We start from the raw sequence: 20,690 nt of genomic DNA, 5'->3' as shown, positions 1-20,690 counted from the left end.
CGAGCGGGTGGGTCTGCCCGCCGCCGCCTCCCCCGCCGGGCCGGCGGCGCTGCTGGCCGGCTTCGGCGGCGACGGGCCGCTGCACCTCACCCTGTCGTCCGCCGCCGGCGGACCGCCCGTCGCCACCGTCACCAGCCTGTTCGACAGCGACGGCAGCAGCGCCCTCACCACCGACGGGCTCGCCCTCACCGGCCGCCGCGATCAGGCCGCCGCCGCCAACGCCGCCGCCGGCATCCTGCGCCTCGGCGACGGCGGGTTCGGCGGGGCCCTGCGCGGCATGGCGGCGACGGTGGAGGGCGTCACCGTCGGCGCCACGCCGCTGCGCGCCTCCCTGGCCGACGGCACCCTGACCCTGACGCCGGAGGGCCTGACCGCCACCGGCACCCTGGAAGCGGAGGCGGCAACGCTGGTGCTCGGCGGACCGACCGCCGGGCGAGGCCGTCTGGCCGCCGAGGTGCGGCTGACCGCCACCCCCGGTCTCACCGGCGCCGTCTTCGCCGACAGCGGCCGTCTGGTGCTGGAAGACCTGCGCCTCGCCGAGGGCATCGCCGCCACCGGCCCGGTGACGCTGACCCTGGCGGCCCCGCAAGGGCCGCTGCTGCGGCTGGATCGCGGCGTCGACGGCGGGCCGCAGGTGACCCTGCGGGGGGCCTTCGCCGCCCCCGCCATCGACCTGACGACGCCGCAGGGGCCGGCGCGGCTGGCCTTCGCCCAGGTGGACGTCACCGCCGCCGTGGCCGGGGCGGGCGTGCCGGCGGTGGCGACCGTCAGCGGCAGCGGCGGCAGCGTCCGTATCGCCGGGGTCGATCTGCGCGATGCCACCCTGGAGGCGGCGCTGGCCGCCGACGGCCCCGCCGTCACCCTGGCCGGCCGGCTGGATGCCCTGCCCGGCGAGAGCACCGAGGCCGCCGCCCGCTCGCCGCTGCGGCCCTACCGCCTCACCCTCCAGGCCCGCCCCGACGACACGGCGGCCGACGCCCTTGCGGTCAGCGGCGACCTGCGCGACGTCGGCAACACCCTGGTCGCCAGCGCCCGCGGCAGCGTCAGCCTGACCGACGGCAGCGGCCGGCTGACGGTGGCGGTGCTGCGGCAGGTGTTCGACCCCCAGGCACTGCGGCCGGAACACCTGCACGGCCTGCTCGGTACCCTGGCGCAAGGGGTCAGCGGTGCCGTGGCGGTGGACGGCAGCCTCGCCTGGACCGCCGCCGGCGTGCTGCGGCCGAACCTCAAGGTGCTGCTGCAGGACGTTAATCTCACACAGGGTTTCGTCGGGCTGACGCGGGTGAACGGGGTCGTCGTGCTGACCGGCCTCAGCCCCTTGCGCACGCCGCCGCGGCAGCAGGTGTCGGTGGCCGCCGTCGATGCCGGGCTGCCGCTGCTGGATGCCGTGGCGACCTTCGAGATCGAGCGCGACACCCTGCACCTGGAAGACGCCTCCGCCACCCTGGCCGGCGGCACCATCCGGGCGCGGCCGACCGCCATCCCGCTCAGCCTCGACGGCGGCGGCGCCACCCTGGACGTCCACGGCATGGGCCTCGGGCCGCTGGTGGATCTGGCCGGCATCGACGGCCTGCGGGCGCGCGGTCAGCTGGCCGGCACGGTGCCGCTGCGGTTCGAGGACGGCGACGTCATCATCGACAACGCCGTCCTGCGCAGCACCATGTCGGAGCGTCTGGTCTACCGGCCGGAGGAAGTGCCCGCCGCCCTGCTCGGCGGCGGCGAGAGCGTCGATCTGGTGCTGCAGGCGCTCCGCGATTTCCGCTATCAGGATCTGTCGCTGACGGTGGACGGGCGGGCCAGCGGGCAGATGACCGTGCGCCTGCACATCGCCGGCTCCAACCCCGGCTTCTACGACGGCTATCCGGTGGAGTTCAACCTGAGCATCAGCGGCGAGCTGGCCAAGGCGCTGCAGGCCGGCCTGTCCGGCTACCGCGTGCCCGACCGCATCCGCGAGCGCATGGAGCAGTTCAAGGTGAACCCGTGAGCAAAAAGGCTAGGCTCGCCATCCCTTTGCCATTATCTATGAGTTCATTAGCAGAAGCGGGACGGTGCGTTCCGCCGGTCCCGCCGCACGGAGCAGCCTGATGATCCGCCCGCCCCTCCGCCCGGTCCTTCTGCCGACTTCCGCCATGGCCGTGGCGGCGGTGCTGCTTCTGGCGGCCTGCCAGCCGACGGTGAAGGTGGAAGCCCCGGACAAGCCCATCGTCATCAACCTGAACGTGAAGATCGAGCAGGAAATCCGCGTCCGAGTCGAGAAGGACGTTGAAGACCTGTTCAAGGAACGCGGGGACCTGTTCTGATGCCGGCCCCATCGTCGGAGGGAATGACCATGCTGCACCGCCTGCGCCGCACTGCCGCCGTTGCCCTGCTGGGCCTCGGCTGCGCCCTTGCCGCCGTCGGCCCGGCGGCGGCGCTCGACCTGGATCAGGCCCGCGCCCAGGGGCTGGTGGGGGAACGCTTCGACGGCCTGCTGGCGCCCGTGCAGGGCGGCGGCGAGGCGGAGGCCCTGGCCGCCCGCATCAACGCCCAGCGCATGGAAGAATACCGCCGCATCGCCGAACAGCGCGGCGTGCCGGTTTCCGAGGTGCAGAAGCTGGCCGGGCAGTCGCTCATCAACAAGGTTCCGCCCGGCACCTTCGTCATGACCCCGGCCGGTCAGTGGCAGCAGAAGTAGGCGCCGCCTGACGCTCATGGGGGCCGAAAGGCAGCGGGGCGGCCCCTGGCCGCCCCGTCTTTTTCCGCCGCCCTTCCTTCACCCGTCAGTGAAGGTGGTTGTAGTGCCGTCCGTGCAGCGATGTGCCGTAGCGCAGGACGATGTAATTGCTTTCGTAGCGGTGCGCCGCCGACCCGATGGGCATGAGCGGCACCGGGTCGTTGGCGATCATGCGGAACTGGAACAGGAAGCGGTCGATCTCGTAGGTGGTCAGCACGCTGGTGAAGCGCGACACGATGATTGGCTTGCGCGCCTTGGGCTGCCGGTACTCCGCCCCGCCGCCGCCGTGCCAGTCGTCGTCGCGGACGGCATCGTCGTCCGGGCCGGCGCCACCGCTCGCGAAGATGTCCGCCACCGGCATCGCCTCGCCAGTAGCGAACGTCGACCGCCCCGCCACGGGAAGGCGGGCCGTTGTGGCGCTCGCGATAGGCGCGCCGACCTTGCCGGCTGCGACGGACATGGGGTAGACCCTTCGGATAGGCGTGTGGAAGCAAGTAATCGTAGATACACGTCTACCCTTTTAGTTTAGGCACCATTCACCGTTCGTCAACCGATCTTTAACGAAATCCTGCTCCGGCACCCGGCTTGCGCCCGCCCCTGCCGGCACGGCATGATCGGCGACGGCCGCCGCGCGTTTCTGTCCGGCGCGCCATTGGCCCGGCGCCCCCACCGCCCGCCCCGTCCCAGGCAGACAAGCGAGCCGCCCCCATGACCCAGCACCTTCTCGTCACCCTGTTCTGCCCCGACCGCACCGGCCTGGTGGCCGCCGTGGCCGGGCGGCTGTTCGAACTGGGGGTGAACCTTGGCGACACCTCCTTCGCCGTGCTCGGCACCGCCGCCGAGTTCAGCGCCGTGTGCGAGGCGCCGGAGGACGTGACGGCCGACGAAATCCACGCCGCCCTCGCCGCCCTGCCCGAAGCTGCCGACGCCCGCATCGAGGTGCGCCCCTTCGGCCTTGATCCGGTGGCCGACGCCGGCGGCCGCGTCACCCACCGGGTGTTCGTGCGCGGCGGCGACCGGCCGGGTCTGGTCGCCCGCATGGCCGAGGTGTTCGGCCAGTACGAGGCCAACATCGTGCGCATGAGCGCCGAGCATGTCCCGGATGGCGGCGACGGGCAGTATGTGGTGCGGTTCGACGTCGCCATCCCGCCCGCCGCCGTCGACCGCTGCCTCAACACCGCCGCCAACACCGCCGGCGAACTGCACCTGGAATGCCACGTGGACGCCGCGGACCGGCTGCATCCGGCGCAATGACCGGCAGCCGCATCCTGATCGACAGCCCGGTGACGCCGGACGCCCTGCCGGCTGTCGCCCCGGGGGACCTGATGCGGGCCTGGGACGCCGCCACCGTCGCCGCCGAGATGGGGCTGCAGGCGGCCTGGGACGATGCCGCCGGCGTCACCTTCCGCGGCCCCGGCGGCGAGGTGACGCTGCTGTTCGAGGACATGGACGCCCGCGTCTGGGTGGCCGGCATCAACCGGCTGGTGGGGCTCGACACCGCCCATGGCATCGCCCTGTGCTTCCGCCTGCTGGCGCTGATCGAGCTGATGGCGACCGCCGCCTGGAGCCGGCCGCTGTTCACCCTGGGCGGCGCCGACGGGCCGGACATCCACCCGGCCCTGTTCCGGGTCGCCGCCTCCATGCCGCTCGGCCGCGACGCCCGCTTCGACAGCCGCGAGTTTGAACGCCGCACCCGCACGCTCACCGGCCCTGCCCGGCTGCGCGGCCCGCAGCAGCCCTAGCCGCCCCTTGCGGCAGAGGCGGCGGGGCCCGATCCTCAAGCACATAACGGCGGCCCGCCCCGGCGCCGCCGGCCTCGAAACGACAGACAGGGACATGGCCATCGTGACCGACTGGATCGACACCGGACGCCTGCGCGTCGCCAAGCCGCTCCACGACTTCATCAATACCGAGGCGCTGCGCAACACCCCGGTCCAGCCGGACGACTTCTGGCAGGCCCTGGACGCCATCGCCCACGACCTGGCCCCGCGCAACCGCGCCCTGCTGGAGACCCGCGACCGCCTGCAGGCGCAGATCGACGCCTGGCACCGCGAGCACCGCGGCCAGCCCTTCGACCGCGACGCCTACACCGCCTTCCTGCGCGACATCGGTTACCTGCTGCCGGAGGGGCCGGATTTCCAGGTCACCACCTCCGACGTCGATGCCGAGATCGCCGTTCTGGCCGGGCCGCAGCTGGTGGTGCCGGTGAGCAACGCGCGCTATGCCCTCAATGCCGCCAATGCCCGCTGGGGCAGCCTCTACGATGCCCTCTACGGCACCGATGCGGTGGCGCCGCCGGCGGATGGCGGCGGGGCCGGCGGCTATGACCCGCAGCGCGGCGCCCTGGTCATCGCCCGCGCCCGTGAGGCGCTGGACCGTATCGCCCCGCTGCGCGACGGCGCCAGCCATGCCGATGCCGCCGGATATTCCGTCGATGGCGAGGAACTGGCGGTCACCCTGCGCGACGGCAGCCGCGTCGGCCTGCAGGACCCCGACCGCCTGGCGGGCTTCAGCGGCGATCCCACCGACCCAGCCGCCATCCTGCTGGTCAACCACGGCCTGCACGCCGAAATCCGCATCGACCGCAGCCACCCCATCGGCGGCAGCGACCCGGCCGGCATTGCCGACGTGATCCTGGAAAGTGCGGTCTCCACCATCATGGACTGCGAGGATTCCGTCGCCGCCGTCGATGCCGAGGACAAGGTGGCGGTCTACCGCAACTGGCTCGGCCTCATGCGCGGCGACCTGACGGCGGTGTTCGAGAAGGGCGGCCGCACCCTGGAGCGCCACCTGAGCCCGGACATCACCTTCACCGGCCGCGACGGCGAGACCATCACCCTGCCCGGCCGCTCGCTCATGCTGGTGCGCACCGTCGGCCACCTGATGACCATCGACGCCGTGCGCCTGCAGGACGGCTCGGAGATCCCCGAGGGCATCCTCGACACCATGGTGACGGCGGCCATCGCCCTGCACGACCTGGGCGGCTACGGCCGTTACCGCAACAGCCGCAGCGGCTCGGTCTACATCGTCAAGCCGAAGATGCACGGGCCGGAGGAAGTGGCCTTCGCCAGCGAGCTGTTCGGCCGGGTGGAGGACGCCCTCGGCCTGCGGCGCAACACCCTGAAGATGGGCATCATGGACGAGGAACGGCGCACCACCGTCAACCTCAAGGAATGCATCCGGGCGGCGCAGGAACGGGTGGTGTTCATCAACACCGGCTTCCTCGACCGCACCGGCGACGAGATCCACACCTGCATGGAAGCCGGCCCGGTGGTGCGCAAGGGCGACATGAAGACGGCGGCGTGGATAAGGGCCTACGAGGACTGGAACGTCGACATCGGGCTCGCCTGCGGCCTGCGCGGCCGGGCGCAGATCGGCAAGGGCATGTGGGCGATGCCCGACCGCATGGCCGACATGATGGCGCAGAAGATCGCCCACCCGCAGGCCGGCGCCAGCACCGCCTGGGTGCCCTCGCCCACCGCCGCCACCCTGCACGCCCTGCACTACCACGAGGTCGACGTCAGCGCCCGGCAGGAGGCGCTGCGCAGCCGCCCGCGCGCGGCGCTGGCCGACATCCTGACGCCGCCGCTGGCCGACCGCCCCAACTGGTCGGCGGCCGAGGTGCAGGCCGAACTGGACAACAACTGCCAGGGCATCCTCGGCTATGTGGTGCGCTGGGTGGACCACGGCGTCGGCTGTTCCAAGGTGCCCGACATCAACGACATCGGCCTGATGGAGGACCGGGCGACCCTGCGCATCTCCAGCCAGCACATCGCCAACTGGCTGCACCACGGCATCGTCACGGCGGACCAGGTGCGGGCGACGCTGGAGCGCATGGCGGCGGTGGTGGACGGCCAGAACGCCGGCGACCCGTCCTACCGGCCGATGGCGCCCGACTTCGCCGCCAGCGTCGCCTTCCGCGCTGCCTGCGACCTCGTGTTCCTCGGCCGCCAGCAGCCGAGCGGCTATACCGAGCCGGTGCTGCACGCCCGCCGGCGCGAGGCCAAGGCGGCGGCAGGTGTCTCCCATTTGTCACGCTGACGCACTCGTGAAGACGGTGCCGGTCGAAAGGGATAGGCAGCGGGCCCCGCCGCGCCTATGATCGCGGCCAGGAGGTCCGCGACGCCCATGCTTCGACCGGCCATCGTCATTCTGATCGTCCTGCTTGCGCTGCTGGTGCCGCAGCTGCGGCCGTCCGCCGCCGTTGCGGCGGTCGGGCAGGCGTGCCTGGACATGGCGGTGGTGGATGACCTGATCGATGGCGACGTGCTCGCCGCCGAACGGGCCGCCAGCATGAGCGACGATGACGGGACCGAACGCGGCACCGCCCTTGGCGAAGGCTTCGGGCGGGCCACCTCGGTGCTGCAGCCGCCGGCGCGGCTGTCGACCTCCCTCGGCTGGCCCGAAGCGGACCGCCGCCTGCACGCGCTGCCGATGCGGCCGCTGCTGCCCCCTCCCCGGATGGTGGCGCCGGTCTGAGAACCGACCCGCGCTTCCGCCGTTTCACATGCTCATCCGGGAGGCTTTGATGTACGCCATCCATGTTCGTCCGGCGTCCGGCCCGCAGGCGCCGGACCCGGCCCCGATCACCGCCCACGACATCGCCGTCGCCCTGTTCGACGCCAGCGAGCGCATCGCCTGCGCCACCACGCCGGACCAGCTGACGCGGGCCATCGCCGCCGATACGGCGCTGTGGCTGGCGCTGGCCTCCGCCGCCCGCGAAGGGCTGCTGAGCGATGTTCCGCCGGCGCTGGTGCCGCGCCTGCTGCGCGTGGCCGACACCATCACCTGCCGCACCCTGACCCTGCGGCCGCTGGAATGCGGCGGCACGCTGGCCATGCGGCTGGTGCGCATCAACGACCTCGCCTGCCGCGCCCTGGCCCCGCCGACCCGTCGCCGCGGCCGCCCGGCACCGCCGGCGGGTCTCAACCTGAACTGATACCACCGGGATCGCCCTGCGGCAGCGGCATGGCGTCGCCGCCGCCGCAGGGCTCCAGAGCCTGATCAGCCGTCGGTTTCCAGCTGCTCGATCTCGCGCGTCAGGGCTTCGAGCACCTGCTCGCCCTCGCCGCCGGCACCGCCGGTCATGCCGATGTAGACGTCGCGGGCCTGCATGGCGGCCTCCTGGAAGCGGGCGCGTTCTTCCTCGGACAGCTCGATCATGGGCAGGTCGGGCCGGGCCTGCCTGATCTTCTCCAGCCGTTCCTGGGCGTACTGCTGCTTCACCTCGAAGATGAAGTCGGCCAGTTCCGCCGTCACCTCTTCCACCACCTTCTTGCGATCATCGGGCAAGCCGTTGAAGAAGTTGGCGTTGGTGACCACGGTGGTGGTGAATTCCTGCTCGCCCGCCCAGATCATGTAGTCCGACACTTCGTAGAACTTCATTTCCTCGATGGCGAACACCGGGTTCACCTGGCCGTCGATCTGGCCCAGCTGCAGGGCGCCGTAGACCTCGCCATAGGGCATCGGCGTCGGGTCGGCGCCCATGGCCTTGTAGGACTCGGTGAGGATCGGCGAGGTCATGGTGCGCATCTTGAAGCCGCGCATGTCGTCGGGGCTGCGGACCTCGCGGTTGGTGGTCCACACCATTTCGCCTTCCGGGTACATGGTGATCAGCTTGAGGTTCTTGTCCTCGAACCGCGGGGCCAGCATCTCGTAGACGGTGCTGCCTTCGGTGAGCACCTGCTTGTTCACCTCCTCCTGGCTGCTGAGGATGTAGGGCAGGTTGAAGACGCCGATTTCCGGCACCATGGTCGCCAGATGGCCCGGCGAGGCATTGGCGAATTCCAGCGTGCCGTTGGCCACCAGTTCCGTCAGCTGCGACGAGGTGCCGAGCGCGCCGTAGGGGTAGATCTGCACGGTGACCTCGCCGCCCGTGCGCTCCTCCACCAGTTCCTTGAAGCGTTTGGCGTACTGGTCCTGGACGCTGCCTTCGATCTCCTCCAGCGCGAATTTCCAGGTCTCGGCCTGGGCCGCCGACAGACTGGCGGATGCGGCGACGATGGCGGCGGCGGCAGTGATCGCCGTGCCGAGGGTGCGGATGGTCATGGGAAGGCTCTCCTTCGGTTGGGTCCGAGTGGGCGGCTCCCCGCGACCGCCGGTGGGGGCAGCGCGCCGCGCCGAAGGCGGTGCCGGGAGCCGCGGCCGCCGGGCTTCCTGCGCGACGACCGAAGGGGCGAGCTTGCGCTCTGGGTCCACCATGCTAGCAACGCCGGAAAAACCGGCGCAAGGATAAATTCTCCACCGACAGAATTATGATCAGCCCGTGACAGTCCAATCCGGCCCGTTGCGTGGCTGCGTGAAATTGCCGCTTCACCCCGCACAGCAACGAGTCGCGGCGAAGCGAGGGGTGATATTGGTGCCCTGCCGCACCCATCCTCCGCATGTCTGGAGGCGGGCTGCGGCCATCTGGCGGTCATGGCGGTTGATCCTGCGAGTGTTCTGACCTAGCCTTGTGCGGCGTTGCCGGTCATGGGGCGGGCGCGCCCGATCATCATCCACAACGCCGCAACGGGAACGCCGGTTCGACGTTGCTAGTGGGAGTTGCGGCCCCCGGGGCAAGGGGAGACACAGGAGGACGGCGCATGGACGGACGCTCGGGTCCGCCGGAGGGCGGCGGGCGACGCCATCCGGCATTGGCGGCGGTGACGCTGCTTGATCGCATCCTGGCGAAGGTTGAAAGCTTCATCCTCGCCTACGGCATTCTGGCGATGTTCCTGAACACCATTTCCAATGTGGTCAGCCGCTACATCTTCGGCCAGAGCCTGTACTTCTCGGAAGAGCTGAACCAGTTCCTGATCGTGCTGGTGACTTTCGTCGGCCTTGGCTACGCCACCCGCCGCGGCCGCCACATCCGCATGTCCGCCTTCTACGACCAGCTGGGCGACCGCGCCCGCAAGGGGCTGATGATCGTCATCGCCGCCGTCACCGGCGCCGTCATGTTCTGGCTGGCGTGGGTGAGCCTGGAATACGTGATGTCGGTCGCCACCTCCCGCCGCGTCACCCCGGCGCTGCAGGTGCCGCTGTACCTGACCTATGTGTGGGTGCCCTTCGGCTTCTTCCTCACCGGCATCCAGTACGCCCTGACGGTGCTGCGCAATCTGCGCGACAGCGACGATGTCTGGCTGTCGTGGGAGACCATCGATACCTACGAAGATATCGACGACACCATGGCGCAGAGCGGCGCCGACCGCGAATAGCCGGCCGCAGAGGAGACCAACCCCATGACCGCAGTCATGCTGGGGGTGATGATCGGGCTGCTGCTGCTCGGCTTCCCCATGATGATTCCGCTGCTGGCGGCGACCATCATCGCCTTCATCGCCTTCTTTCCGGGCATGCCGACTACCAACATCGTGCAGCAGATGATCGGCGGCGTCAGCCCGTCGGCGCTGATTGCCGTGCCCATGTTCATCCTGGCCGCCGACATCGTCACCAAGGGCCACACCGCCGACCGGCTGCTGGACCTGGTGCTGCGCTTCGTCGGCCATCTGAAGGGCGGGCTGGCGGTGACGGCGGCCGTCACCTGCACCCTGTTCGGCGCCGTTTCCGGCTCCACCCAGGCGACGGTGGTGGCGGTGGGCGGGCCACTGCGGCCGAAGATGGTGGAAGCCGGCTACAAGGACAGCTTCGTCATGGCGCTGACCATCAACGCCAGCGACATTGCCTTCCTGATCCCGCCGTCCATCGGCATGATCATCTACGGCGTCATCTCCGGCACCTCCATCGCCGAGCTGTTCATCGCCGGCATCGGGCCGGGGCTGATGATCCTGGCCATGTTCGCCGCCTATTCGGTGGTGTTCGCCATCCGCGAAGGCATCCCCACCCAGCCCCGCGCCACCTGGGGCGAGCGCCTGAAGGCCATCCGTGGCGCCCTGTGGCCGCTGGGGTTCCCGGTCATCATCATCGGCGGCATCTACGGCGGCATCTTCAGCCCGACCGAGGCCGCCGCCGTGGCGGTGGCCTACGCGCTGATCCTGGAGGTGCTGATCTTCCGCGCCGTCACACTGCGCGAACTGCCGGAGATCGCCCTGTCCACCGGTCTCATCACCGCCGTGGTGTTCATCCTGGTCGGCGCCGGCGCGGCGTTTTCCTGGATCATCAGCTTCGCCATGGTGCCGCAGGCGATCATCGGCAGCCTGGGGCTGGAGAATGCCGGCCCGACCATGGTGCTGGTGGCCATCTCCATCGCCTTCTTCATCGGCTGCATGTTCGTCGACCCCATCGTGGTGATCCTGGTGCTGGTGCCGATCTTCGCGCCGCTGGTGCAGGGGGCGGGGCTCGACCCGGTGCTGGTCGGCACCATCGTCACGCTGCAGGTGGCCATCGGCTCGGCGACGCCGCCCTTCGGCTGCGACATCTTCACCGGCATCGCCATCTTCCGCCGGCCCTATGTGGAGGTGATCCGCGGCACGCCGCCGTTCATCGTCATGCTGCTGCTGTCGTCGGTGCTGCTGATCGCCTTCCCGCAGATCGCGCTGTTCCTGCGCGACCTCGCCTTCCGCTGAGGAGACTTCTCAAGACCAGGGAGGAAGCCCGTGTATTTCAACAACATCCTCGTAGGGCTGGATGGCTCCGACCGGGCCATGAAGGCGCTGGAACTGGCGGTGCAGCTGGAAGACAAGTTCGATGCCTGCCTGCACATCGTGTCGGTCTACCGCCACTACGGCCACTTCGAAAGCTCGCACTCGCTGGTGCGGCCACGCGCCGGCCTGTCGGCCCCCGACGAGGCGCTGAAGCAGATCGCGCGGGAGATCGTCGACATGGGCGTGGCCCGCGCCCGCGACCTGGGGGCGACCGGCATCAAGGGCGCCGTGAAGCGCGGCAAGCCGTCGCGGGTGCTGCTGGACTACACCAAGGAGCACGCCATCGACTGCATCGTGCTCGGCAAGACCGGCCTGGGCGACGGGCTGATGCTGGGCTCGGTCTCCAACCGGGTGGCGACGCTGGCACCCTGCACCTGCATCACCGTCACCTGAGGCAACGGCGGGGACGGATGCCCGCCCCCGCTCCGTCATGCCGCCTCAGGCGCGGCCCTTGATGACGCGGTAGCCGATCAGCAGCACGATAGCGCCCAGGACGGCGATCACCATGCTGCCCAGGTTGAAGCCGTCCACCCCGCCGAAGCCCAGCGCCTGGCCGATGAAGCCGCCGATGACGGCGCCGACGATGCCGATCAGGATGGTGACGATGAAGCCGCCCGGGTCCTTGCCCGGCATGATCAGCTTGGCGATGGCCCCGGCGATGAGGCCGAAAATGATCCATGCGATGATACCCAAGACTACCTCCTTCAACCTGCGTTAATCAGCGACGCGGCGCGCCTTTTCGCGCGGTCCGTGTGGTGCTAATAACGCCCCGATCTCCCGCCGGGTCCACGACGTTGCGCCAGGGCGGGACAAGACCAAGGAGTGGAGGGTGACATGGCGGACACCGAGGCCGCGGCCATCGTTGTCGATTGGGGTGCAAAGAACTTCCGCGCCTGGCTGGTGAACCTGGACACCGGCGAGGTGCAGGGCGAAATCCCCGAGGGCCGCGGCATGCGCGACCTCGCCCGCCAGGAGCTGCCGGGATACTGCCGGGCGGTGCTGTCGCGCTGGCGTGACAACCCGCGCCGCGCGGTGCGGCCGCCGGTCTACATGGCCGGCATGGTCGGCTCGCAGATCGGCTGGCTGGAGGCGCCGCAGCCGGCGCTGCCGCAGGGGCCGGACGACCTCGCCACCTGCGTGGTCGAAGTGCCCAACATGCCCGACGCCTTCATCATCCCCGGCGTGCGGGTGGAGGAGGACGACGGCCGCATCGACGTCATGCGCGGCGAGGAAGTGCAGATCTTCGGCGCCCTGTCGCTGACCGACCACAGCGACGCCATCCTCTGCCTGCCCGGCAACCACAGCAAATGGGCCGAGGCCAAGGACGGCTGCCTGATCCGCTTCACCACCAACATGACGGGCGAGATCTACAACACCCTGCTCGACCACACCATCCTCGGCAAGCCGGCGGACCGCAAGGCGCCGTGGAACGACGCCGCCTTCGAACAGGGGCTGGAGCAGTCCACCCACGACGGCGGCCTGCTCGACCACGTGTTCACCGCCCGCTCCCGCTACCTCTACGGCGGGCTGAAGCCGGAGCATATCGCGCCGTTCCTCTCCGGCCTGCTGATCGGGCACGAAGTGCGGGCCATGGACGACCACTACCATTCCGGCGGCCGCGAGGTGCTGCTGGTGTGTTCGGAGGTGCTGCGCGGCCCCTACCAGCGGGCGCTGACCTACTGCGGCCACGCCACCCGCTACGTCGACGGACGGGCGGCGACGGTGGCTGGGGTGGCGGCCATCATCCGCCGCCACCGCCAGAGCCTGCCGCCGGCCGAGGGCTGACCGCGCCCGCGACGGAGGCGCCGCCCCTTCCCTCAGGCCGAGCGCACGTCGGCCAGGAAGCGGCGCACCGTCTCGCGCAGCTGAGTGCTGTCGCGGGTGAGGCGTTCCGAGGCGTGCAGCACGCCGCCGGCCGCCTTGCCCGCCTCGCCCGCCGCCGCCGTGACGCCGCCGATGTTGGCCGACACGTCGTTGGCGCCGGCCGAGGCCTGGCCGATGTTGCGGGCGATTTCCGCCGTGGCGGCGTTCTGCTCCTCCACCGCCGAGGCGATGGCCGAGGCGGCATGGTCGACGTCGCGCACCATGTCGCCGATGGCGGCGATGGCATCGACGGCGTGGCCGGTGGCGGTCTGAACCTCGGCAATCTGGCGGCTGATGTCCTCGGTCGCCTTGGCGGTCTGGCCGGCCAGGGCCTTGACCTCGCTCGCCACCACGGCAAAGCCCTTGCCGGCATCACCCGCCCGTGCCGCCTCGATGGTGGCATTCAGGGCCAGCAGGTTGGTCTGGTCGGCGATGTCGGCGATCAGGCTGACCACCTCGCCGATCTTCTGAGCGCTGTCGGCCAGGCGGGAAACGACGCCAGCGGTTTCCTCCGCCTGGGCGGCGGCCTTGCGGGTGACGGTGCTGCTCTCGGTGACGCGGCGGCCGATTTCGGTGGATGAGGCGTGCAGTTCCTCCGCCGAGGCGGCCACCGTCTCCACGTTCACGCTCGCTTCCTCGGCGGCGGCGGAGACGGCGAGCGCCTGGCGGCTGGTTTCCTCGGCGATGGCCGACATGGTTTCCGCCGTGGTTTCCAGGTCGCCGGCGGCGGCCGCCACGGTGTCGAGCAGCGAGGTCACCACGCGGTCGAAATCGGCGGTCAGGTCCTCGATATGGGCGGCGCGGGCGGCACGGGCCTCCTGCGCCTGCCGCTGTTCCTCGGCCAGACGGTCGGCGCGGATCATGTGGTCGCGGAAGACCTCCACCGCGCGGGCCATGTCGCCCACCTCGTCGGTGCGGTCGAGTCCGGCCGGCACCATGGAGGTGTCGCCATCGGCCAGCAGCGCCATTTCCCGCGTCAGGGCGCGCACCGGGCCGACGATGCCGCGCACGATGACGGTCACCAGCAGCAGCGTCGCCGCCACGAAGGCCAGCGACACCAGCAGGGTGACGGTAAAGCCGGTGCGGGCAGTGCCGGCCAGATCCTCCAGCTGGGCGATCAGGTCGGCGGCGATGCGGTCTTCCACCTGCTTCATCAGGTCGATGCGGGCGGTGGTGGTCTTGAACCACACCGGCGCCTCGACGCCCTGGGTCGGGCCGCCCATGCTCTCGATGCCGATGCGCCGCATGCGGTCCACCTCCTGCGTCACCGGGCTGCGGGCGACGGCGGCGGCGGCTTCCTTCCAGGCGTCGGTGGCGAAGGTCTCGAAGGTGGCGGTAAAGGCCTGCTGGGCGCCTTGCAGGCCGATGAAGCGCTCGTGCAGGGCGGGCGGGAAGGCGCCGGCGCCGAACCCGGCCGATCCGGTGGCCCGCTCGATGCCGGCCCGTTCCTTGGCCTGCAGCCAGCCGAGATAGGCGGCGACGCCGCGCGTCACCTCGGCATTGGAGGCGACCACGCCCATGCGGCCGATCACCTCCAGGTTGGCGGCGATGGTGCCGGTGTACCAGGCGATGACGGCCGGCACTTCGGTGCTGCCGCTGTCGGCGCCGGAGCGGGTGGCGGCCAGATCGCCCAGCCGCTGCTCCAGCTTGTCCACCTGGGTCAGCAGAATACGGTCGGCACTGGCGCGGCGCAGTTCGGCCAGCTGCGGCCGCAGAGTCGCCAGGGCGCCGTCGGACAGCCGACGCTGGTCCTCCAGCAGGCGGCGGAAGGCATCGTCGCGGGAGGCGAGATAGCCCGAGGTCGCGCCGCGCTCCTTCTGCAGTTCGTGCACCAGGGCGGAAATGGCCGGCGCCACGCCCGCCACCTGCCGCAGCGCCGCCGTCTCGACCATGCCCTGGTAGGAGCGGTTGAGCTGCATCGCGGCGAATACGATCAGCCCCAGGATGGGCACCAGAACGGCAACGGCGATACGGGTGCGGATGCGTCCGCGCGACATCAGTGACAGCATGGCGTTCCCCTCCGGCTCACGACGGTCAGCCGACCGACGCAGCATGCGCCCGGTTGACCGGGCGCAGTTTGACTTTCGACAAGGAGTACCCCCGCAACCGTTGAGGAATCATGAACCGCTTGCATCGACTGCTGCTTTTACGGCAGTACGGGTCCCCCGACCCACCCCAGCCAAGGGAGCGACTCGCCCATGGCCGCCCGTCATGACGACGATGACGACGACGACGACGCCGGCCCCCTGCCCACCGGCGGCAAGTTCTACATGACCCCCGCCGGGCACAAGGCCCTGCTGGACGAGCTGAACCACATCTGGCGCGACCGCCGGCCAGAGGTGGTGCGGGTGGTGGAATGGGCCGCCAGCCTGGGCGACCGCAGCGAGAACGCCGACTACATCGAAGGCAAGCGGGAACTGCGCCGCCTCGACAAGCGCATCCGCTTCCTGCGCAAGCGGCTCGACAACGCGCTGGTGGTCGACCCCTCGGCCCAGACGGACCGCAGCCGCGTCTACTTCGGCGCCACCGTCACCTATGTGAACAGCCGCGACGAGGAACGCACCGTCACCATCGTCGGCGTCGACGAGGCGGACCTCAACGCCGGCAAGATCAACTGGCTGTCGCCGGTGGCCCGCGCCCTGCTGAAGGCGCAGGTGGGCGACGAGGTGGAAGTACGCACCCCGACGGCGGTGGAGGTGCTGGAGGTGTTGAAGATTTCCTATCCCGGCGCTTGAGTTCGGCCCGGAAACCCGACACTCTCGGAGCATCCTGTCAAACAAATACAACGGGAGCTTCCGCATGGACGTCGTGTTTTCCGAGCTGCATGCCCTGCAGAACGGCGCCTATGAACTGATCGGCGGCCAGATGCAGCCGCCGGTGGAAAAGCCGGAGCGGGCGGAAACCGTGCGCGCCGCCGTGGAGGCCGCCGGCTTCGGCCCGCTGCTGGCGCCCGACAGCTTCCCCGATGCCGCCGTCACCCGCGTCCACACGCCGGAGTTCGTCGCGTTCCTGCGCACCGCCTGGGACCGCTGGATCGACGCCCACGGCCCCTACGACGCGCTGCCGCTCAACTGGCCGGTGCGGACCATGCGGCAGAAGATCCCGGAAGCCATCGACGGCCTGCTGAGCTACTACTCCCTCGACGCCGGCACGCCGATCACCGCCGGCACCTGGCAGGCCGCCCGCGCCTCCGCCGACGTGGCGCTGACCGCCGCCCGGCTGGTGCAACAGGGCAAGCGCCACGCCTTCGCCCTCTGCCGGCCGCCGGGCCACCATGCGGCGGCGGACCTCTATGGCGGCTATTGCTTCCTCAACAACGCCGCCATCGCCGCCCAGTACCTGCGCGACCAGGGCGCCGCCCGGGTGGCGGTGCTGGATGTCGACTATCACCACGGCAACGGCACCCAGGCGATCTTCTACGACCGCCCCGACGTGCTGTTCCTGTCGCTGCATGCCGACCCGCTGCAGGAGTACCCGTTCTTCCTCGGCTATGCCGACGAGACCGGCGAAGGCGCCGGCGAGGGCTTCAACGTCAACTATCCCATGCGCTGGGGCACCGGCTGGAGCACCGGCTATGCCGACGCGCTGGACGACGCCTGCCGCCGCATCAAGGCCTTCGGCGCCGACGTGGTGGTGGTGAGCCTGGGCGTCGACACCTACGAGAACGACCCCATCAGCCACTTCAAGCTCGCCACGCCCGATTACAGCCGCATGGGCGAGTGCATCGGCCGCATGGGCCTGCCGACCCTGTTCGTGATGGAAGGCGGCTATGCGGTGGCCGCCCTGGGCGACAACGTGGTCAACACCCTCACCGGCTACCTCAACGCCGCCGTGGCGGCGTAGGGAGAAACGAAACCGGGCCGGCGAGGGGATCGCCGGCCCGGTCTCTTTGTGTCTGCCACCCTCTGCGGCGGAGGGGTCAGCCCTTGTCGCGCAGGATGCGGGCCTTCTGGCGTTCCCAGTCGCGCTTCTTCACCGACTGGCGCTTGTCGACCACGTTCTTGCCCTTGGCGAGCCCCAGCTGCACCTTCGCCAGGCCGCGCTGGTTGAAGTACAGCGACAGCGGCACGATGGTCATGCCGTCCTTGGCCACCGCCATGTGCAGGCGGTTCAGCTCGCGCTTGTGCAGCAGCAGCTTGCGCTTGCGCCGTTCCTCATGCCCGAAGGTCTTGCTGCCGGCGTAGGACGCAATGTAGCTGTTGATGAGCACCAGCTCGCCGCCCTGGGGGGCGGCGAAGCTTTCGGCGATGTTGGCACGGCCCAGGCGCAGGCTCTTGACCTCCGAGCCCATGAGCACAAGACCCGCCTCGACCGTGTCGACGATCTCGTAGTTGTGGCGGGCCTTGCGGTTCTGGGCGACGGTGCCGTGGCTGATCAGCTCGCTTTTCGGGTTTTCTTTCTTTGCCATGACGTCAGTTGATAATGCCGGCGCTCACCATGGCGTTGCGCACGCGCTCCTTGGTGGCTTCGGACACTTCGACCAGCGGCAGCTTGACCGAGCCGTCGCACTTGCCGAGCAGGCTGGCGGCGTACTTCACCGGGCCGGGGCTGGTTTCGACGAACATGGCGTCGTGCAGCGGCATCAGCCGGTCGCGGATGGCGAAGCAGGTTTCCAGGTCGCCGCGCTGCCAGGCTTCGTGCATCTGCGAGCACAGCTTCGGCGCCACGTTGGAGGTGACGGAGATGCAGCCGTGGCCGCCCTGCGCCAGGAAGGCGGTGGCGGTGGCATCCTCGCCCGACAGCTGGCAGAAGTCCGGTCCGATGGCGACGCGGGTCTTGAGCGGCCGCACGAGGTCGGCCGTCGCGTCCTTGACGCCGACGATGTTCGCCAGCTTGGCCAGCCGGGCCATGGTGTCGACGCTCATGTCGACGACGCTGCGGCCGGGGATGTTGTAGATGACGATGGGAATGTCCACCGCATCGTGGATGGCCTTGAAGTGCTGGTAGAGGCCTTCCTGGGTCGGCTTGTTGTAGTACGGCGTCACCACCAGGGCGGCGTCGGCGCCGGCGTCCTTGGCGCGGCGGGTCAGCCAGATGGCCTCGTCGGTGGAGTTGGAGCCGGTGCCGGCGATGACGGGCGCTTTGCCGCCGGCAGCCTCGACGCACAGGGAGACGACGCGGGCATGATCCTCATGCAGCACCGTCGGCGATTCGCCGGTGGTGCCCATGGGCACGACGCCGTGAATGCCTTCGGCGATCTGCCATGCCACGAATTCCTGGAACGCCTTCTCGTCGACCTTGCCGTCGCGGAAGGGCGTGATGAGCGCGGTGATGCACCCCTTGAACATGTCTTGCTCCGTGCGCACGCGATAAGCCGTGAAAAGACGATGAAACTAGACGGCCCGGGGGTCCGCCGCAAGCATCCATCGTTACCGCATCTTCATGTTTGCAACCGCCGCATCCTGTTGCCGGTGGCGCGGGTTCTGTGCGAAAGTTCGGGCGGATGGACCGCGGGCATCCGGCGGCGCTGGGGAAGGCGCGCGCCGCTGATGGCCCGGCCCAGGCAAGCCCAGGAATTCCGAACGTTTTCGCTGTCGAGGTCAAGGTGACAACACGCTTTGCCGTGCTGCGGGCCGCCGTCGTGGCCCTGTCCGTGATTGCCGCCACCCTGCCCGCCCGGGCCGATGAACTGTCGCCGGCCGACGAGGCGATCTACGCCCGCGCCTATGCCGCCGCCGACCGCGGCGCCTGGGACGAGGCGCTGACCGCCGCCAAGGCGGCGCGCAACCCGGCGCTGGCCAAGGCGCTGCAGTGGCGCCGCATGCTGGAGCCGCGGTCGGGCCTGAGCTTTGCCGAGATCTCCCGCTTCGCCTCCGACAACCCGGACTGGCCGCAGCGCACCACCCTGCTGCGGCGGGCCGAGGAAGCCATCGGCCTGCGCGAGGACGCCACCCAGATCTACGCCTGGTTCCAGGACAAGCAGCCGGTCAGCGCCGACGGCTGGATGGCGCTGTCGCAGGCCCTCGACCAGCTCGGCCGCCGCGACGAGCTGACGGCGACGGTGCGCAAGGCCTGGCGCGAGGCCACTTTCGGCAGCGCCCAGGAAAAGTCCTTCGAAGCCCGCTTCGGCCAGCACCTGCGGGCGGAGGACCATGTGGCCCGCCTCGACCGCATGCTGTGGGACCGCGACCTGGACGGCGCCCGCCGCATGATGCGGCTGGTGGATGCCGACCATCGCGCCCTCGCCCAGGCCCGCATCGCCCTCATCGAGAACGCCGGCGGGATCGATGCGGCGGTGTCGCGGGTGCCGGCACGGCTGGCGGACGACCCCGGCCTGCTATACGAGCGCCTGCGCTGGCGCCGCACCAAGGGCATGACCGCCGGCGCCATCGAGCTGCTCGGCCATCGCAATGCCGACAAGGGACGCCCCGAACTGTGGTGGCGGGAACGCGCCATCCTTGCGCGCGAGGCGCTGGACGTGGGCGATTACGCCAACGCCTACCGCTACATCAACGGCCACGAGGCGCAGGCCGGGTCCGCCCTGGCCGACGGCGAATGGCTGTCGGGCTGGATCGCCCTGCGGTTCCTGAAACAGCCGCAGAACGCCCTGCCCCACTTCGAAAAGCTCTACGCCAACGTCACCACCCCCATCAGCCTGTCGCGCGGCGCCTATTGGGCCGGCCGGGCGGAGGAGGCCATGGGCAACGCCGCCAAGGCCGAAAGCTGGTACATGAAGGCGGCCGAGCACGGCACCACCTACTACGGCCAGCTTGCCGCCGGCAGGCTGGGGGACAAGGCCGCCCGCCGCCTGCCCCCGGACCCGCAGCCCACCACCGAGGACATCGCCGCCTTCGAGAAGAAGGAGATCGTCCGCGTCGCGCAGGGGCTGGCGGAAATCGGCCGCGCCGACGATGCCGCCGTGTTCCTGCTGCAGCTGCAGGCGGAAGGCCGCACGCCGGGCCAGAAGCTGCTGGCCGCCCGCCTGTCCGACGCCATCGGCCAGACCCACACCTCCGTCGCCCTGGCCCGCCGGGCGGCGCAGGAAGGGGTGGTGCTGCTCGACAGCGGCTATCCCGTCGCCCACCACCCCAGTGCCGACGGGCTGGAGCGGGCGCTGGTGATGTCCATCATCCGCCAGGAGAGCAACTTCAACACCGGCGCCATCAGCCGCGTCGGCGCCCGCGGGCTGATGCAGCTGATGCCGGCGACAGCCAAGAGCGAGGCGCGCAAGCTGTCGCTCGACTTCTCCGAAGCGCGGCTGCTGACCGATCCGGCCTTCAACGTGGCGCTGGGCTCCAACTACCTGCGGTCGCTGATCGACGAGTTCGGCGGCTCCTACATCCTCGCCATCGCCGCCTACAACGCCGGCCCGTCGCGCTCCCGCCAGTGGGTGCAGCGGTTCGGCGACCCGCGCACGCCGGGCGTCGACCCGGTGGACTGGGTGGAGCTGATCCCGTTCTCGGAAACCCGCAACTACGTGCAGCGGGTGCTGGAAGGGGTGCAGGTCTACCGCCAGCGCCTGGGCGTCGGCGACATCGCCTTCAACATCGAGGGCGACCTGCGGCGCTGACGGCGGCTGATTCCCTCCCCGG

The 20,690-nt window shown here is 70.2% G+C and carries 21 protein-coding genes; 15 read left to right on the top strand and 6 right to left on the bottom strand.

Going from position 1 to position 20,690, the window contains the following annotated elements:
• From ABD056_RS15975 to ABD056_RS15965, 3 genes are all read left to right on the top strand, one after another.
• Window positions 1-1,984: intermembrane phospholipid transport protein YdbH family protein (locus ABD056_RS15975; protein WP_343868226.1), on the top strand; the 1,984-nt coding region annotated here is incomplete at its 5' end.
• Between the two features lie 100 nt (window positions 1,985-2,084).
• Window positions 2,085-2,300, top strand: a complete 216-nt coding sequence (locus ABD056_RS15970; protein WP_343868224.1) for a YnbE family lipoprotein — start codon at window positions 2,085-2,087, stop codon at window positions 2,298-2,300.
• Window positions 2,301-2,329: 29 nt separating this feature from the next.
• Window positions 2,330-2,674: a YdbL family probable chaperone protein gene (locus ABD056_RS15965; protein WP_343868222.1), complete on the top strand. Its 345-nt coding sequence runs from the start codon at window positions 2,330-2,332 to the stop codon at window positions 2,672-2,674.
• Between the two features lie 85 nt (window positions 2,675-2,759).
• Here the strand turns inward: ABD056_RS15965 and ABD056_RS15960 are convergent, their stop codons facing one another.
• Complete coding sequence (locus tag ABD056_RS15960) at window positions 2,760-3,068, bottom strand: hypothetical protein (protein WP_343868220.1); 309 nt, start codon at window positions 3,066-3,068, stop codon at window positions 2,760-2,762.
• A 353-nt stretch (window positions 3,069-3,421) separates the two neighbouring features.
• On the opposite strand from ABD056_RS15960, the gene ABD056_RS15955 reads away from it, so the two are divergent.
• From ABD056_RS15955 to ABD056_RS15935, 5 genes are all read left to right on the top strand, one after another.
• Window positions 3,422-3,967, top strand: a complete 546-nt coding sequence (locus ABD056_RS15955) for a glycine cleavage system transcriptional repressor (protein ID WP_343868219.1) — start codon at window positions 3,422-3,424, stop codon at window positions 3,965-3,967.
• A complete protein-coding gene (locus ABD056_RS15950; RefSeq protein ID WP_343868217.1) occupies window positions 3,964-4,455 on the top strand; it encodes a hypothetical protein in 492 nt (163 codons plus the stop codon). The genes ABD056_RS15955 and ABD056_RS15950 overlap by 4 nt, the downstream gene beginning before the upstream one ends.
• Before the next feature lie 103 nt (window positions 4,456-4,558).
• Window positions 4,559-6,754 (top strand): malate synthase G, encoded by a 2,196-nt coding sequence (locus ABD056_RS15945; RefSeq protein WP_425545045.1) that lies wholly within the window; start codon window positions 4,559-4,561, stop codon window positions 6,752-6,754.
• 87 nt (window positions 6,755-6,841) lie between these two features.
• The gene (locus tag ABD056_RS15940; protein ID WP_343868215.1) at window positions 6,842-7,192 is read left to right on the top strand and encodes a hypothetical protein; all 351 of its coding nucleotides are present in this window, start codon (window positions 6,842-6,844) and stop codon (window positions 7,190-7,192) included.
• A 49-nt stretch (window positions 7,193-7,241) separates the two neighbouring features.
• The gene (locus tag ABD056_RS15935; RefSeq protein ID WP_343868214.1) at window positions 7,242-7,652 is read left to right on the top strand and encodes a hypothetical protein; all 411 of its coding nucleotides are present in this window, start codon (window positions 7,242-7,244) and stop codon (window positions 7,650-7,652) included.
• Between the two features lie 65 nt (window positions 7,653-7,717).
• On the opposite strand, the gene ABD056_RS15930 is transcribed toward ABD056_RS15935, so the two are convergent.
• Complete coding sequence (locus ABD056_RS15930; protein WP_343868213.1) at window positions 7,718-8,761, bottom strand: TRAP transporter substrate-binding protein; 1,044 nt, start codon at window positions 8,759-8,761, stop codon at window positions 7,718-7,720.
• A 536-nt stretch (window positions 8,762-9,297) separates the two neighbouring features.
• Here ABD056_RS15930 and ABD056_RS15925 point away from each other — a divergent pair.
• The 3 genes from ABD056_RS15925 to ABD056_RS15915 are packed head-to-tail and all read left to right on the top strand — an operon-like array spanning window position 9,298 to window position 11,688.
• The gene (locus ABD056_RS15925; protein ID WP_343868212.1) at window positions 9,298-9,912 is read left to right on the top strand and encodes a TRAP transporter small permease; all 615 of its coding nucleotides are present in this window, start codon (window positions 9,298-9,300) and stop codon (window positions 9,910-9,912) included.
• Between the two features lie 24 nt (window positions 9,913-9,936).
• Window positions 9,937-11,217 carry a TRAP transporter large permease gene (locus ABD056_RS15920; RefSeq protein ID WP_343868211.1) on the top strand — a complete coding sequence of 427 codons (1,281 nt, stop codon included), beginning with the start codon at window positions 9,937-9,939 and terminating at the stop codon, window positions 11,215-11,217.
• Between the two features lie 30 nt (window positions 11,218-11,247).
• Window positions 11,248-11,688 carry a universal stress protein gene (locus tag ABD056_RS15915; protein WP_343868210.1) on the top strand — a complete coding sequence of 147 codons (441 nt, stop codon included), beginning with the start codon at window positions 11,248-11,250 and terminating at the stop codon, window positions 11,686-11,688.
• A 45-nt stretch (window positions 11,689-11,733) separates the two neighbouring features.
• On the opposite strand, the gene ABD056_RS15910 is transcribed toward ABD056_RS15915, so the two are convergent.
• Window positions 11,734-11,988, bottom strand: a complete 255-nt coding sequence (locus ABD056_RS15910) for a GlsB/YeaQ/YmgE family stress response membrane protein (protein ID WP_343868209.1) — start codon at window positions 11,986-11,988, stop codon at window positions 11,734-11,736.
• Window positions 11,989-12,129: 141 nt separating this feature from the next.
• On the opposite strand from ABD056_RS15910, the gene ABD056_RS15905 reads away from it, so the two are divergent.
• Complete coding sequence (locus ABD056_RS15905; protein WP_343868208.1) at window positions 12,130-13,080, top strand: 2-dehydro-3-deoxygalactonokinase; 951 nt, start codon at window positions 12,130-12,132, stop codon at window positions 13,078-13,080.
• Window positions 13,081-13,112: 32 nt separating this feature from the next.
• On the opposite strand, the gene ABD056_RS15900 is transcribed toward ABD056_RS15905, so the two are convergent.
• On the bottom strand, window positions 13,113-15,167 hold the full coding sequence (locus ABD056_RS15900; protein ID WP_343868206.1) for a methyl-accepting chemotaxis protein: 2,055 nt from the start codon (window positions 15,165-15,167) through the stop codon (window positions 13,113-13,115).
• A gap of 189 nt (window positions 15,168-15,356) precedes the next feature.
• Here ABD056_RS15900 and greB point away from each other — a divergent pair, with 189 nt between their 5' ends.
• Window positions 15,357-15,893, top strand: a complete 537-nt coding sequence (gene greB, locus ABD056_RS15895; RefSeq protein ID WP_343868204.1) for a transcription elongation factor GreB — start codon at window positions 15,357-15,359, stop codon at window positions 15,891-15,893.
• 64 nt (window positions 15,894-15,957) lie between these two features.
• Window positions 15,958-17,001, top strand: coding sequence for a histone deacetylase family protein (locus ABD056_RS15890; RefSeq protein ID WP_343868202.1), 1,044 nt, complete (start codon window positions 15,958-15,960; stop codon window positions 16,999-17,001).
• A gap of 76 nt (window positions 17,002-17,077) precedes the next feature.
• On the opposite strand, the gene smpB is transcribed toward ABD056_RS15890, so the two are convergent.
• Window positions 17,078-17,566: an SsrA-binding protein SmpB gene (smpB, locus tag ABD056_RS15885; RefSeq protein ID WP_343868200.1), complete on the bottom strand. Its 489-nt coding sequence runs from the start codon at window positions 17,564-17,566 to the stop codon at window positions 17,078-17,080.
• A 4-nt stretch (window positions 17,567-17,570) separates the two neighbouring features.
• Window positions 17,571-18,446 (bottom strand): 4-hydroxy-tetrahydrodipicolinate synthase, encoded by an 876-nt coding sequence (dapA, locus tag ABD056_RS15880; RefSeq protein WP_343868198.1) that lies wholly within the window; start codon window positions 18,444-18,446, stop codon window positions 17,571-17,573.
• Between the two features lie 293 nt (window positions 18,447-18,739).
• Here dapA and ABD056_RS15875 point away from each other — a divergent pair, with 293 nt between their 5' ends.
• Window positions 18,740-20,668 (top strand): lytic transglycosylase domain-containing protein, encoded by a 1,929-nt coding sequence (locus ABD056_RS15875; protein WP_343868196.1) that lies wholly within the window; start codon window positions 18,740-18,742, stop codon window positions 20,666-20,668.
• The last annotated feature ends 22 nt before the right edge of the window (window positions 20,669-20,690 follow it).

Source organism: Caenispirillum bisanense (assembly GCF_039523075.1).
In the GTDB taxonomy this organism is placed as follows: domain Bacteria; phylum Pseudomonadota; class Alphaproteobacteria; order Rhodospirillales; family Rhodospirillaceae; genus Caenispirillum; species Caenispirillum bisanense.
This window is presented reverse-complemented; position numbering and strand designations above follow the sequence as displayed.